12 protein-coding genes and 1 riboswitch are annotated in these 14,240 nt (G+C 52.8%); all 12 genes read left to right on the forward strand.

What is annotated here, in order from left to right; all coding sequences use genetic code 11:
* The first annotated feature begins 5 nt into the window (after window positions 1–5).
* The 12 genes from dnaE (at window position 6) to EKM96_RS04220 (ending at window position 14,199) form a co-directional block, all read left to right on the forward strand.
* Complete coding sequence (gene dnaE / locus EKM96_RS04165; protein ID WP_125640136.1) at window positions 6–3,362, forward strand: DNA polymerase III subunit alpha; 3,357 nt, start codon at window positions 6–8, stop codon at window positions 3,360–3,362.
* A gap of 94 nt (window positions 3,363–3,456) precedes the next feature.
* Complete coding sequence (locus tag EKM96_RS04170) at window positions 3,457–4,185, forward strand: transaldolase (protein WP_125640139.1); 729 nt, start codon at window positions 3,457–3,459, stop codon at window positions 4,183–4,185.
* Window positions 4,186–4,443: 258 nt separating this feature from the next.
* Window positions 4,444–6,201: a pyruvate kinase gene (gene pyk / locus EKM96_RS04175; protein WP_125640142.1), complete on the forward strand. Its 1,758-nt coding sequence runs from the start codon at window positions 4,444–4,446 to the stop codon at window positions 6,199–6,201.
* 289 nt (window positions 6,202–6,490) lie between these two features.
* The gene (locus EKM96_RS04180) at window positions 6,491–7,381 is read left to right on the forward strand and encodes a CvfB family protein (protein ID WP_125640144.1); all 891 of its coding nucleotides are present in this window, start codon (window positions 6,491–6,493) and stop codon (window positions 7,379–7,381) included.
* Between the two features lie 11 nt (window positions 7,382–7,392).
* Window positions 7,393–8,289, forward strand: a complete 897-nt coding sequence (gene xerD / locus EKM96_RS04185; protein WP_125640147.1) for a site-specific tyrosine recombinase XerD — start codon at window positions 7,393–7,395, stop codon at window positions 8,287–8,289.
* Window positions 8,290–8,328: 39 nt separating this feature from the next.
* On the forward strand, window positions 8,329–8,724 hold the full coding sequence (locus EKM96_RS04190; RefSeq protein ID WP_125640150.1) for an N-acetyltransferase: 396 nt from the start codon (window positions 8,329–8,331) through the stop codon (window positions 8,722–8,724).
* Window positions 8,678–9,469, forward strand: a complete 792-nt coding sequence (locus tag EKM96_RS04195) for a segregation and condensation protein A (RefSeq protein WP_125640153.1) — start codon at window positions 8,678–8,680, stop codon at window positions 9,467–9,469. The genes EKM96_RS04190 and EKM96_RS04195 overlap by 47 nt, the downstream gene beginning before the upstream one ends.
* Entirely contained in the window at window positions 9,447–10,049 is a 603-nt protein-coding gene (gene scpB / locus EKM96_RS04200) for an SMC-Scp complex subunit ScpB (RefSeq protein ID WP_125640155.1), read from the forward strand. The genes EKM96_RS04195 and scpB overlap by 23 nt, the downstream gene beginning before the upstream one ends.
* Window positions 10,050–10,772, forward strand: a complete 723-nt coding sequence (locus tag EKM96_RS04205; protein ID WP_125640158.1) for a pseudouridine synthase — start codon at window positions 10,050–10,052, stop codon at window positions 10,770–10,772. It begins immediately after the preceding gene.
* A 59-nt stretch (window positions 10,773–10,831) separates the two neighbouring features.
* A riboswitch (FMN riboswitch) is annotated at window positions 10,832–10,949 on the forward strand.
* 108 nt (window positions 10,950–11,057) lie between these two features.
* Window positions 11,058–11,639, forward strand: coding sequence for an ECF transporter S component (locus EKM96_RS04210; protein WP_125640161.1), 582 nt, complete (start codon window positions 11,058–11,060; stop codon window positions 11,637–11,639).
* A 99-nt stretch (window positions 11,640–11,738) separates the two neighbouring features.
* On the forward strand, window positions 11,739–12,785 hold the full coding sequence (locus EKM96_RS04215) for a helix-turn-helix domain-containing protein (protein WP_125640164.1): 1,047 nt from the start codon (window positions 11,739–11,741) through the stop codon (window positions 12,783–12,785).
* Entirely contained in the window at window positions 12,775–14,199 is a 1,425-nt protein-coding gene (locus EKM96_RS04220) for a RecQ family ATP-dependent DNA helicase (protein ID WP_125640167.1), read from the forward strand. Before EKM96_RS04215 ends, EKM96_RS04220 begins: the two co-directional genes overlap by 11 nt.
* The last annotated feature ends 41 nt before the right edge of the window (window positions 14,200–14,240 follow it).

Here is a 14,240-nt window from a genome sequence, read left to right on the forward strand (position 1 = left end):
GCGCCATGTTTGTGCCATTGCAGGTGTTGAGCACCTACAGCCTATTACAGAGTACGAATAGCATTGAAAAACTGGTTCAAACGGCTAAGGAACGGGGATATCAGTCGTTGGCCCTGACCGACCGTAACGTCATGTATGGCGAGGTGGCCTTTTATAATGCCTGCCAAAAGGTCGGGATTAAGCCACTATTGGGATTGACCTTGACGGCCCAGGGCCTAACTGATCCCACACAGACCACCGACTGGATCCTCATTGCCAGTGATTTTCAGGGCTACCAACAGCTGATGCAACTATCGACCGCGTATCAGGTGGCCGAAGGTGCCGTTGATTTGGGCCAACAGGTGGCCAACCTTAGCCATCTGAAGGTGATTGCGCCGTTAACGGGGGAAGTGCAAGACCTCCTCGCGGCCGGCACGGGGGATGCTGCGACACGGGTTATTCGTCAGTTACAGGACTGGTGTACGACGGAAAACGTGTTTGTTGGGATTAGTCCCGAGCAATCGACGGCGGAACAGACGGCCCGTAAGGCCTTGGCCGAAAACACCGGAGCTGACCTGGTCGGCCTGGCACCCGTGGATTATTTGGATGCCGAGGATTACTTTGCGGTCACCGTCTTAAGGGCCATCGGTGCCGGCGAAACGGTGGCTGATTTGACAGCGGCTCAGGCCAAGCGCGGCGAGCATTGGCTGCGGCCGGCAGCGGAACAGTTGCGCCGTTTTCAGACGGCTGGGCTGACAGAAGCTGCCGCGACCACGGCAACCCTGGCGGCGGCCACTGCGGTGACGTTGCAGTTTAAACAACCCCAATTGCCACAATTTCCGACCCCGGACCAGCAGACCTCCCAGGATTATCTGCGACAGCTATGCCAGCAGGGGCTGACATGGCGATTGACCCAATTAGGGATTACTGATCCGACAACCTATCAGGAGCGGTTAGACCGTGAACTAGGAGTCATTCATCGGATGGGATTTGATGACTACTTCCTGATTGTGTGGGACGTCATGCACTTTGCTCACCAGGCCCACATTCAGACCGGGCCTGGCCGTGGTTCAGCGGCCGGGTCGCTGGTGGCCTATGTTCTGGCCATCACCGAAGTTGACCCGTTGACCTATAACCTGCTGTTTGAACGGTTCTTAAATGAAGACCGGGCCCAGATGCCCGATATTGACCTGGACATTCCGGACGATAAACGGGAACAGGTCTTGCAGTATGTTCACGATAAATACGGGCATGATCGGGTGGCTCAGATCATTACCTTTGGGACGTTGGCCGCCAAGGCCGCGCTCCGAGATGTCGGCAGGGTCCTTGGTGTCCCACCCTATGAAATGAGCGATTGGAGTGCGGCAATTCCCGCGCAACTCCATATTACCTTGAAGGCGGCCTACGACCAGTCTCAGCGTTTGCGTAACCTGGTGGCCGATTCCGATCGTAATCAGCTGTTGTTTGAAACGGCTCGTCGTCTGGAAGGCCTGCCTCGGAATTATTCGACCCATGCGGCCGGGATTGTTCTAAGTCAGGGAGCCCTGACCGATCTGGTCCCGTTACAGCCCGGAAGTGAAGATTTGTTAATGACGCAGTATCCCAAGGACACCGTTGAGGCTGTGGGTCTATTGAAGATGGACTTTTTGGGGCTACGGAACTTGAGTATTTTAGCCAACGCCTTAGATCTGGTTGCGAAGCAGACGGGGACGCGGCCGGATCTCAATCAAATTGACCTGAATGACCCGGCCACCTTGCAGCTATTTGCTGCGGGGGAGACTAACGGGGTCTTCCAGTTCGAGTCCTCAGGGATCAAACGCGTCCTACGAACCCTGCGTCCCGACAGCTTCGAACTCGTAGCCGCCGTGAATGCGCTGTATCGCCCCGGCCCAATGGAGAATATCGATACCTTCATTCGGCGTAAGGATGGCAAGGAACCGGTCACGTTCCCGGCGGCAGCCTTAAAGCCGATCCTGGGGCCGACCTATGGTGTCTTGGTCTACCAAGAGCAGGTCATGCAGGTGGCCGCCGTCATGGGAGGCTTTAGCCTGGGTGAAGCCGACCTGCTTCGCCGAGCGATGAGTAAGAAAAAGAAGCAAACGATGGATGCCATGCAGAAAAAGTTCGTGGCGGGAGCCCTCAAGCTGGGTTATCCGGAGACCGTGGCCCAACAGGTCTTTGCCTATATGGACCAATTTGCCAATTATGGGTTTAACCGCTCGCATGCGGTGGCCTACAGTAAGTTGGCCTTTCAACTGGCTTACCTGAAGGCCCACTACCCGGCACCGTTCTACGCGGCATTGTTAAATTCGGTGATTAATGTCCCCGTCAAAACCAAGATGTATCTGACCGAGGCCAAACGCCATGGCGTGCAGGTCTTGCCGCCGGATATTAATCAGTCCGGGGCCTACTTTAATCTGCGACAGGGGGCCATTATTTTCGGCCTGAGTTCGATCAAGGGGGTTCGCCGTGACTTTTTGCGGGCAATCCTCGCCGATCGACGGGCCAAGGGGCCGTTTAAGAACCTCCATGAGTTTTTACAGCGAGTGGAGGATAAATACCGCAAGCCCGACCTGTTGAATGCCATGGTTTATGCCGGGGCGTTCGATCACTTCGGTTACAATCGGGCGGAATTGCTGGCGGCCATGCCGGAATTCCTCAGCAGTGTGGAATTGTCCGGGGATAATGTGGAGCTGTTCAGTGCCTTGGCCCCCAAGGTTACCCGGCAACCGGACCTGGATCTAATGACCAAATTAACCCAGGAGGATGCGGTGTTGGGGGCCTACCTGTCGGGTCACCCCGTGGAACAGTATCGCGAATTAGGCGAGCGCTTAAACGCCACGGCCATTACTGATCTTGCGGCCGACAACCTGGTGACGGTCATCGTCTACGTCACGAAGATTCGAACGATTCGGACCAAGCGCGGGGAACCGATGGCATTCGTCACCGGGAGCGATGAGACCGCTGACGTTAGCATCACCATCTTTCCTAACCAGTACCGGCAAATGGCCGACTGGCTCGCGACCAATCAGGTGTTGGTCGTTAAGGGGAAAGTTGAACAACAACGGGGCTTGCAGATTGTGGCCAATCAGGTCACCTTGGCGGAAAAGATGGCGACACCGGCGCCGGCCACGAAGGCGTTGCCTCGGGGGCCACGCTGGTTTATCCGGGTGGATGCCGAGCATGATGAACGCGCGATTGCCACACAGTTGGGGCAGTTTCTGACGGATCATCATGGCGGGGTGCCCGTGATCGTGTACCAAACGCAATCCGATCGCAAGCGAGTGATGCCCACTAAGCAGTGGCTTGCTGCCGATCCCGCCTTACAATCGAACCTGGAAGCCTTAATGGGCAAGGGAAATATCGTTCTACAGAATGGATAGACCAATTTTGATAAAAATACCTCTGGACTATTTGTACCAGTGTTGGTATGATTATACCAATAACTGATGTAAATCTACTTTGGAGGTATTTTTCATGCAATTGAAGGTCAAAGTTTATTCTGATGGTGCGGAATTATCCGCAATGAAGGCAGTCGCAGCAAAGGGTGTTGTGGAAGGCTTCACAACCAACCCCAGCCTGATGAAGGCCGCCGGGATTACGGATTACTTGGCATTTGCTAAAGAGGCCGTGGCAACGTTCCCGGACCAATCGATTAGTTTCGAGGTCTTCGGTAACACGCCCGAACGGATGCTGGCAGAGGCTAAGGTGTTGGCGGCCCTGGGCAAGCATGTTGCCGTTAAGGTGCCCATCATTCGGGCCAGTGGGGAAGACAACGCGGCCGTGATTACGGCGCTGTCCGACGCCGGCGTACACGTTAATGTGACCGCTATCACGACGCTCGATCAAGTGAAGTTGGCCGTGTCTGCCTTGAACGCCGAGGTTGGTGGCATTGTGTCCGTCTTCGCCGGTCGGATTGCCGACACCGGTGTGGACCCAATTCCATTGATGAAGGCCGCTGCAACGGCTTGCCATGCCAAGGCCAACGTCGAATTACTCTGGGCCAGCACCCGAGAAGTCTTCAACATCGTTGAGGCCGACGAAACCGATTGTGATATTATTACCGTGCCACCGAAGATTTTGGCCAAGTTGCCAAAATTTGGGAAGGATGCCTTCCAAGTTTCCGTCGATACGGTGAAAACCTTTGACCAAGATATTGCGGAATTAGGATTTACGATTCCCGTTGAGGGTGCGCCAGAAGCATAGCTAAAAATTATTCTTAAAATAACCTACTGGTTATATAACCAGTAGGTTTTTAAGTAGGATAATCCCTTTAGCACCGGGGAAAGCGCTTACTTTGATAAGTATTCAACAATCTCGGTAAAAATCGATGATCTTAGCAGACATAAAATTTTAAAAGTGATAGAATACTTTTGGAATCAAATTTGTGCCGAATAACTGAGACGCATTATTTTCTTAAAAATAATGGTTAGTTCGTGCCATTTCTAAAGGAGAGATTTTCTAATGAAGAAAACCAAGATTGTAAGTACCCTTGGGCCTGCAAGTACTGATGTCGATACAATTGTTAAATTAATCGAATCAGGTGCCAACATCTTCCGGTTCAACTTCTCACATGGTGACCATGAAGAACACTTAGGCCGCTTGGAGAATGTTCACAAGGCCGAAAGAATTACTGGTAAAACGGTTGGAATCATGCTCGACACTAAGGGTGCCGAGATTCGGACCACCGTCCAACAAGGCGGTAAGTTGCAGTTTTCCACTGGTGACCAATTCCGAATCTCCATGGATGACTCGATCGAAGGAACCAAGGATAAGATTGCTGTAACTTACCCTGGTTTATATGATGACGTTCATGAAGGCGGCCACGTTATGTTTGATGACGGTCTCTTAGACTCCGTAATCGACAAGAAAGACGATGCAACTAAGGAATTAGTTGTGACCGCACAAAACGATGGTGTCTTGGGCTCACGTAAGGGTGTTAACGCTCCCGGTGTTTCCATCAACCTGCCTGGGATTACTGAAAAGGATTCCGATGACATTCGTTTTGGTTTAGACCACGAAATTAACTTCATCGCAGCTTCATTCGTTCGTAAGCCTCAAGACGTTATGGACATTCGTGAACTGCTTGAAGAAAAGCACATGGAACACGTACAAATCTTCCCTAAGATTGAATCCCAAGAAGGGATCAACAACTTTGATGACATCATCAAGGTCTCCGATGGATTGATGGTTGCTCGTGGGGACATGGGTGTTGAAATTCCAACGGAAAACGTGCCATTGGTTCAAAAAGCCTTGATCAAGAAGTGTAATGCTTTGGGTAAGCCCGTTATCACGGCTACGCAAATGTTAGACTCCATGCAAGAAAACCCACGTCCTACTCGTGCCGAAGCATCTGACGTTGCTAACGCCGTCTTTGATGGTACTGACGCCACCATGCTTTCTGGTGAAAGTGCTAACGGTGAATACCCTGTTGAAGCCGTTGCTACCATGAACCGGATCGACATCAAGGCTGAAAATGCTTTGAAGGAATTCGGTCGCGACAACTTGGACTTCGATAACGGCGACGTTACTGAATCCATCGGTGCTTCTGTTGCCCGGGTTGCTAACGAATTGGGTGTTAAGACGATCGTTGCCGCTACCGAAAGTGGCTACACGGCTAAGATGATTTCCAAGTACCGGCCAAACGCTGATATCCTGGCAATCACTTTCGATGACCGGACTCGTCGCGGCTTGATGGTTAACTGGGGTGTTTACCCAATCGTTACCGAAAAGCCAGGCAACACGGATGACATGTTCGATTTAGCAGCTGCTAAGGCTGTTGAAACCGGCTTGGCTAAGGAAGGCGACCTGATCTTGATCACCGCCGGTGTGCCAGTTGGCGAACGTGGGACCACGAACTTAATGAAGATCCAATTGATTGGTTCTAAGTTAGTTCAAGGCCAAGGCGTCGGCGATGACACGGTTATCGGTAAGGCAATCATTGCTAACACCGCAGCCGAAGCGAACGCTAAGGTCGTTGAAGGTGGTATCTTGATTGCTAAGAACACCGACAAAGACTACTTGCCAGCAATCGAAAAGTCTAGTGCTGTTATCGTTGAAAACGGTGGTTTGACTTCTCATGCTGCTGTTGTCGGCATCTCAATGGGAATTCCTGTTATCGTTGGTGCTACCGGTGCCAGTGACAAGATTTCCGATGGCGAATTGATTACCGTTGACTCACGTCGCGGGATCGTTTACCACGGTGCTTCTAACGCGCTTTAATAAGAGATAAACCTGTTATAAAAAACGGATCCTCTGTCGGGGGTCCGTTTTTTGCTGTGTTTAATGATGACGGGCGGTAGCTTCTTCGGCCGTGGAAGGGCAGGCCTCGATGAAAAATTGAGCGGGTTTTGGACGAGGCCACCTGACGAATGCCACCACGACGTCATTATTTGGCCGGCGAACCGCCAGTTTGTGAGATTGAAGCTGGCTAGTTGTGGGGTTTCCGTGTAAAATAAGCGTTAGACAGTTTTGAACGGACACTGGTTTACCCAGTAGAATTGAGGAGAATATGGCAGATTTATTAGGACGACTCATCACCGGTAAGGTTACCGATGAGAACGAAACGGATTACTTTGTTCAGGTTGAAGGGACGACCTTCCACCTGAGCAAGGAAGAAATTAAGAAGCCCCTGAAGATGAACGGGACCTTTACGGGTTTTGCTTACGAAAACGAGAAGCATAAAATGCAAATGACCCGGGATGCGCCTAAGTCTCAGGTCGACCGGTATGGTTTTGGGACAGTGGTTCGGAGTCAACGGACCCTGGGAGTTTTCGTTAACATCGGCTTGCCCAACAAAGACATCGTGGTTTCATTGGATGACCTGCCTGACATGATGGAACTCTGGCCACAACAGGGTGACCGGTTGCTGATTGCCCTCAGAGAGGACGCTAAGCATCGGTTGTGGGGCGTGTTGGCCGATGGTGACATCTATCAGGCCATCGCGCAACCCGCTAACAAGCGCCTACAAAACAGCAATGTGACTGTGACCGCATACCAACTGAAGTTAGTTGGGACGCGGGTGATCACCGATCACTTCGAATTAGGCTTTATTCATCCGTCGGAACGGGAAACCGAACCCCGTTTGGGTGAAGAACTAAAGGCCCGCGTGATTGGCGTTCATGACGATGGGACCTTGAACCTGTCGCTACGTCCCCGGACGTTTGAGGCCATCGATGATGACTCGGCAATGTTGTTGGCTGCGTTAGAACATAGCGAAGAGGGCCACCTGGACTTTAGTGATAAGAGCGATCCAGCGGCCATTAAGGCCTACTTTGGGATTAGTAAGGGACAATTCAAGCGGGCCGTCGGTCACTTGATGAAGGCCCGGAAGATTACGCAACACGATGGTGGCTTATGGCTGGCCGATGAGGCCCCAGAAACCACTGAACCAAACAAGTAAGGAGGCGTAACGTGGCAGATCTGACGACTGCGGTGGCTGACTTCGGTCACTATTTAACGGTTGAACAAGGGTTGGCGGAAAATTCGGTCAAGAGCTATGTTCAGGAGATGACCACTTTCGCTCAATACTTGACCCTGCAAAAGGTGACGACATTCACGGCCGTTGACCGTCTGACCATTTTGGCCTACTTGAATCATTTGACCGAGGCGGGGAAGTCCCGTAACTCGGTGATTCATGCCGTGTCGGCCCTACGTAAGTTTTACCGGTACCTGGTTCAGACACACCAATTGACGGTGAACCCGATGGCTAACGTGGCGGCGCCCAAGCATGCCCAACATCTGCCGGCCGTTCTGACGGTAGCGGAGGTTGATCGGCTACTGGCCGCGCCGGATACCTCAAAGAAGCTGGGCCTAAGGGACCGCACGATATTAGAGGTGTTATATGCGACCGGCCTTCGGGTCAGCGAGCTGGTGCATTTGAAACTGGCCGACCTGCATCTCGAAATGGGCTTGATTCAGACCCTAGGTAAGGGTGACAAGGAACGGATTATTCCGATTGGCGACGTTGCCGGGGAGTGGATCAACCGTTACCTCCAAGAGGTGCGGCCCAAGCTGTTGAAGCAACGAACGAGTCCCTATCTGTTTTTGAATGCCCACGGGGGTGGCTTGTCGCGGCAGGCCATCTGGCAGATGATTAAGCGGTATGTGTTGACGGCCGGGATTAAGAAGGACGTGACGCCGCATACGCTACGTCATTCCTTTGCCACGCACATTCTGGAAAACGGGGCGGACCTGCGGGTGGTTCAGGAATTACTGGGCCACGCTGACATCACGACGACGCAGATCTATACCCATATTTCGAAGCAGCGGTTAGTCAAGGTGTATGACCAATATCATCCCCGTGCCTAGCCTGGAATAAATTTATTTATAACTGATTGGAGGACCAAGATGTTACTGAAATACCGGAGTGATTATCAGAAGATCGCCATGGGGCTACTCAGCCTGCTGCCCAATTTTAAGGATTGGGATCGGCTTCAGGCGGAATTAACCTGGTATTTAAGTGGCGATGATCGGACCCTCTACCTGTGGAAGGATGAACACGATGATTTCGCCGGGATCATCGGGGCTGAGGAACAGGGCAATTACCTCATTGTCCGGTTACTCACGCTGATGCCCGACAAACAATCGACCAAGAATACCTGGCAAATGTTAGACGAGTTGGCAACGGCGGTCCCTAAGCTTCGCTTGATGGGGACGCTAGCCACCGCCAAGATTATTGCAAAATGGGAGTATTACCATGGACAAAGCAACGACGAACGGTCAACCACTGATTCAGGTCAGTGATTTCGAGGGACCGTTAGATTTACTCTTACACCTCATCAAAACCAATGAAATGGACATCTATGACATTCGGATCTCAACGATTACGAGTCAATACTTGACGTACCTTCATCAGATGCAGACTCTCCGGCTGGATATTGCGGGAGAGTATTTTGTCATGGCGGCTAATCTGATGGCCATCAAGGCTAAATTACTCCTGCCAAAGCCCCAAACGGTGACGGTAGACGAGGATGAAGATCCCACCGTCGACCCCCGCGAGGAGTTGGTGAGTCAGCTGCTGGAATATCAGCGGTATAAGCAGGCGGCCCAAAACCTGAAGGAACGGGCGGCCGATCGGCAACAGCACTTTACGCGACCTGCGTCTCCGGTGCCGGATTCTGTGGCGCTGACGGTTGCCCCGGGGGTGACACCGGTGGATCTGCAACAGGCCTTGGTCAAGTTGCTGCATCGCGCCACCATGATGAAACCCGTGACGCAAAACATTCACCAGGAGCATTTCACCATTAAGACGCAGATGCAGGTCGTCTTGCGACGACTGCAGGCCGCGCACGGCCTGGTTGATTTCGAACGACTGGTAGCCCAGGTCCCCGCGATGGAGGAAGTCGTCACAACCTTCTTAGCGGTCCTGGAGTTGGCCCGCCAGCGGCAGGTTCGCCTGCAGCAGGTCAGCCGAGTAGCACCACTAGAAGTTAAATTTTTACGAGCGGAAGGAAGGTACGATGCGGATGACGCCACTAGCACAGATTGAAAGTCTACTCTTCGTGAGCGGGGATGAGGGTGTGACGGTGGCCGACCTCGCAGCGGCGACCGGACTGATGCGACCGGCAATCTTAGCCAGTCTGGAACGGTTGGCCCAGAAGTATGCGGCCGATCGGGATTCCGCATTGGAATTAATGGTGAATGACACCACGTATCGGCTGGTGACCAAGGCGGCGGCCCAGGACCTGATCAAGCAGTATTTCGAGAACCCGTTGAGTACCAGCCTGACGCCGGCCTCCCTTGAGGTGTTGGCCATCATCGCCTATCGGCAACCGGTGACGCGGATTGAGGTCGATGAGATTCGTGGCGTTCAGAGCGCATCGACCGTTCAGAAGCTGGTCTTGCGCCGACTAATCGAGGATGCCGGGCGGTTGGATGAACCCGGACGGCCCAAGGTCTATCGCACCAGCGACTACTTCTTAGACTATTTTGGCCTAAAACAACTTGCGGACTTACCCCCATTACCAGCAGCCGCTAAACCGGATGCCACGGATGAGGAGACGCCGAACGGTGATTTATTTTTGAAAGCCTTTAATCAACAATTGAATTCGTCAGGAGATGAAGCATAAATGGAACGATTACAAAAAGTTTTAGCTCATGATGGCGTGGCTTCACGTCGTCAGTCAGAAAAACTCATCATGAGTGGCCGGGTCCGGGTAAACGGAACTGTGGTCACCGAACTGGGTACCAAGGTGGGGGTTCATGATGAAATTCTCGTGGACAACGTTCCGGTCAGTACCGAGGCCCCCGTTTACATCATGTTGTACAAGCCGCGTGGGGTTATCTCAACGGCTAACGATGACAAGGGTCGGCAAACGGTGGTTGACTTGCTAAAGGACATTCCCCAACGGGTCTACCCCGTTGGCCGGTTAGATTACGATACCGATGGCCTGCTCCTACTGACCAACGATGGGGAACTTGCCAATCGATTGACCCATCCGAAGTATGAGGTTGAGAAGACCTATATCGCTCGGGTGACGGGCATTCCGACCAACGATGCTTTACGACAATTACGTCAAGGGATCACGGTTGATGGCGAAAGCTATGCACCGGCCAAGAGCAAGTTACTCAGTGCCGATGATAAGAAACACACGGCCATTGTTCAGCTGGTGATTCATGAAGGTAAGAACCATCAGGTCAAGAAGATGTTAAGCGGCGTTGGCTATCCCGTCGAGAAGCTAAAGCGTGAACAATATGGCTTCTTAACGCTGAAGGGATTGAATGCGGGTGAAGCCCGGCATCTGAAGCCCGCCGAGGTTCAAGAACTCAAGCGGTTGACGGGCCTCGCCTAAGCCAAACGTTTGACAGGTCAACGAAAATTTCGTATATTAGCGTTGTAATAAAATATCTGGTTCATCTTCAAGGCAGGGTGTAATTCCCGACCGGCGGTAAAGTCCGCAACCCGTGAGAGCGGTTGATTCGGTGCAACTCCGGAACCGACAGTATAGTCTGGTATGCAGAAGATGAGACGTTGCTTTTTGCGTACTCTAACGTAAATCCCAAGGTCTTGCCCTTCTGTGGCAAGGCCTTTTTCATTGGGGCTTGTCACGAGATGACCGCAAGGAGGAACAAGTATCATGGAAAAAAGTCATAGTGGGTTAGGTGTTCGGTCGATGGTCTTGATGGCCCTATTCGCCGGGATTGCAACGGTGCTGATGTTCGTATCGGTGCCGATCCTGCCGTACATCAGTTACATGAAGTTAGATATCAGCGACCTGTTTGTTTTACTGGGGATGGGCATCTTTGGCCCCGCCGGTGGGGTGGCCATCGCCGCGATTAAGGAGTTGCTCTATTTTATTTTGACGGGGTTTAACCTACAAAATTTCATTGGCATTCTGACGGCCTTCGTTGCCGATGTGGCGTTTATCCTGCCGATTGGCTGGATTCTAAAGAAACCCACCAATAGTTTGCAACGGCAGATCGTGGCGGTCACGGTGGCCACAATCAGTCTGACGGTTATTCTGTCGCTGGCCAACTGGTGGGTGGTGACGCCACTATACTTGAAACTCTTTGGCTTTTCATTGGGGATGCCCGTGAAACAGTTAGTCTTAACCGGCGTGGTGCCATTTAACCTCATTAAGGGAATTGTTTTAGGCATCATGTTTATTCTGCTCAACCGGCGGCTCGCCCCTTGGATTGAAAAGCATCGCTTGTATTAAAAAGTTCATTAGACGTGATAGTGACGAGGACTGGCACTGGGCCAGTCCTTTTTGTATGGTAAACTAAACCATAGTTATTTTTTGAAAGGGGGGGTGACCATGGGACCAGCAGACTTACTTCAATTATTGGATCAAACGCAACCGCGACGCGTTCGGGCCATTGAAAACCTTTTGCGCGGCCGGCGAACGGTGTCCACGCTTTACTGGGGACAACGGTATCAGCTCCTGGCACTCCTGAGCCTAGCCAAACAGCTGGATCGGGGTGCCCTGGATGCCGCCGCTCAGCAGGTGGTACAACAGGGATTGGCCTCATGGGATGCCAATCATGAACGGTTGGTCTTAACACCCCGTGGCCTAGCGGCACAACAGTCGGCGACTTACTTTCACCCGCAGACGGCCGATTGGTGGCCGACCATCGATCTGATGACGGCCCGACAGCGAATCCTGTTAGCGGTTCAGGTCGCGTCGCAATTCAGCCACCATGCCGGCCATTACCTGCCACTGACGACAGATATGGCGACCCGACAATTTGTCCGCAACTGGTTTCACCAGGTTAAGGCCAATGATCTCGGTACCCAGGTCTTAGCGGCCTTGACGACTAGCCTGGCCAAGCTCGATCCATTGGTTGCGGCGGTTGTGACGGGGCAGTTTACGGGGTACCAACAAGCGGGGCAGACCCTGGGACAATTATCACAGACGACTCAGCGAACGCCATGGGAAATTCAACTCATGCAGTTCGAAGGCCTGGCCCAGATTATGCAGGATGCGAAGGCGCCGACGAATCCCTTCAACAGTCTGTTGCAACCGCTATGGCAGACCCCGGTTAGTCGCAGTGCCCAGATTACGCTGAATACGGTTAAACAGGGCCAGACGCTGGCCCAAATCGCCGGTGAACGGCGGGTGAAGGTGAGCACGGTTAGAGAACACCTGCTGGAGGCCGCCATTATGCTACCCTTGGCAGCGTTCCCGTACGATCGGCTGTTGGCTCCGGCCACGCGTGACCAATTTAAGGCGGTCGTTCAGGGACCGGTAGATGACTGGCAGTACACGGAATTACCCGAGGCCCTTCAAAAGCAGTATGAATTCTTTTACTTTCGGTTATACGCCATTTGGGTAGGAAAGCAGGGTGAACAACATGGGAAATGAACCCTTAACGGCTAGCCTGGAACGGGTATTTGGCTATGAAACGTTTCGCCCGGGACAACAGGCTGCCCTGGAGGCGTTGGAGGCCGGCAATGATAGCCTGGCCATTTTGCCAACCGGTGCCGGTAAGACCTTGATTTATCAGCTTTATGGCTATCGGCATGCGGGGTGTACGGTGATTGTGTCGCCCCTGCTTTCGTTAATGGCCGATCAGGTTGACCGGATGCGGTTGGGCGGCTTTCGTCGTTCGGCCGCCATTACCTCGCAGACCAGTTATACCGATCGGCAGACGATCTTAGATCAGTTGGCTGACCTGCAGTTTCTGTTTCTATCACCGGAAATGCTGGCGCAACCCAAGATGTTGACGCGGATTAAGCAATTGACGATCAGCCTGTTTGTGGTGGATGAGGCCCATTGCATCGTGCAGTGGGGGCCGGACTTTCGGCCGGAATACTTGCTGTTGGGTGCCATCAAGGAGCAGCTAGGGAATCCATTGACGCTCATGCTGACGGCGACTGCGGGTCAGGCCACTCGCCAGGAGATTGCCAAGCAATTGCGCAGCCAGCCCACGATAGTGACGGAATCAGTCAATCGCGCCAATATTTTCCTAGATGTCGATCGGGTAAATGATGAGGCGGATAAGAAGGAACGACTCCAACAATTGGTGAGTCGGTTACAGGGGCCGGGCGTGATCTACTTTTCCAGCAAACAGTTGGCGACGGACACCGCCGAATGGTTGCAGGCGACTACTGGAGTTCGTGCCGCGGCCTACCATGCCGGACTGAGCGGTGAGGATCGCTTTAAGATTCAACAGCAGTTCATGTCGGGCGAGCTCGATTTGATCTGTGCGACCAGTGCTTTCGGGATGGGGATTGATAAGAATGATATTCGTTATGTCATTCATTATCACCTGCCTGGGGACCTCGAGAGCTATGCCCAGGAGATTGGTCGGGCCGGTCGGGATGGCCAGCCAAGTGTGGCCATTCTGTTGTATGCCCCGGGCGACGAGCAGTTACCGCTAGCCCTGGGTCAGGCCAACCGGCCCGATGAGGCCGAGATTGCCCAGTACTATGCCCAGCCAACCAAGTTTGATGATAGCGAGCCCACCGTTCATTTGTTGGCGTTCTATCGGCAACACGGGATTAGTCAGGCGGCGGTGCAACGACTGTTCGTTAAACGTGAGCAGGAGAGAAATCGGGCGTTAGCGGGGATGGTTGCCTATGCCCGTGAAGACCATTGTCTACGTCAACGGTGGCTGGCGGCCTTTGATGAGCAGGCACCGGCCCACACCGAGGATTGCTGTGCCCCTCAAGCGACGCCACTAGATATTGGTCGCTTGGACCTTGGACGGGTTGTCAATTCCGCGGATAAGGCCACGCCGATGGATTGGCAAACGCAATTGGCCCGGCTTTTTTAAGAAGAATTTAGAGAATTCAAGTTTCTGGTATGGTACAATTA

This window comes from Levilactobacillus tangyuanensis (genome assembly GCF_003946545.1).
Classification (GTDB): Bacteria; Bacillota; Bacilli; order Lactobacillales; family Lactobacillaceae; genus Levilactobacillus; species Levilactobacillus tangyuanensis.

Coding starts and splice junctions, on each gene's coding strand:
- EKM96_RS04195 (WP_125640153.1), top strand. CDS start 8,678: ATGGACAAAGCAACGACGAACGGTCAACCACTGATTCAGGTCAGTGAT.
- EKM96_RS04190 (WP_125640150.1), top strand. CDS start 8,329: ATGTTACTGAAATACCGGAGTGATTATCAGAAGATCGCCATGGGGCTA.
- EKM96_RS04180 (WP_125640144.1), top strand. CDS start 6,491: ATGGCAGATTTATTAGGACGACTCATCACCGGTAAGGTTACCGATGAG.
- EKM96_RS04170 (WP_125640139.1), top strand. CDS start 3,457: ATGCAATTGAAGGTCAAAGTTTATTCTGATGGTGCGGAATTATCCGCA.
- dnaE (WP_125640136.1), top strand. CDS start 6: ATGTTTGTGCCATTGCAGGTGTTGAGCACCTACAGCCTATTACAGAGT.
- pyk (WP_125640142.1), top strand. CDS start 4,444: ATGAAGAAAACCAAGATTGTAAGTACCCTTGGGCCTGCAAGTACTGAT.
- scpB (WP_125640155.1), top strand. CDS start 9,447: ATGACGCCACTAGCACAGATTGAAAGTCTACTCTTCGTGAGCGGGGAT.
- EKM96_RS04215 (WP_125640164.1), top strand. CDS start 11,739: ATGGGACCAGCAGACTTACTTCAATTATTGGATCAAACGCAACCGCGA.
- EKM96_RS04205 (WP_125640158.1), top strand. CDS start 10,050: ATGGAACGATTACAAAAAGTTTTAGCTCATGATGGCGTGGCTTCACGT.
- EKM96_RS04220 (WP_125640167.1), top strand. CDS start 12,775: ATGGGAAATGAACCCTTAACGGCTAGCCTGGAACGGGTATTTGGCTAT.
- EKM96_RS04210 (WP_125640161.1), top strand. CDS start 11,058: ATGGAAAAAAGTCATAGTGGGTTAGGTGTTCGGTCGATGGTCTTGATG.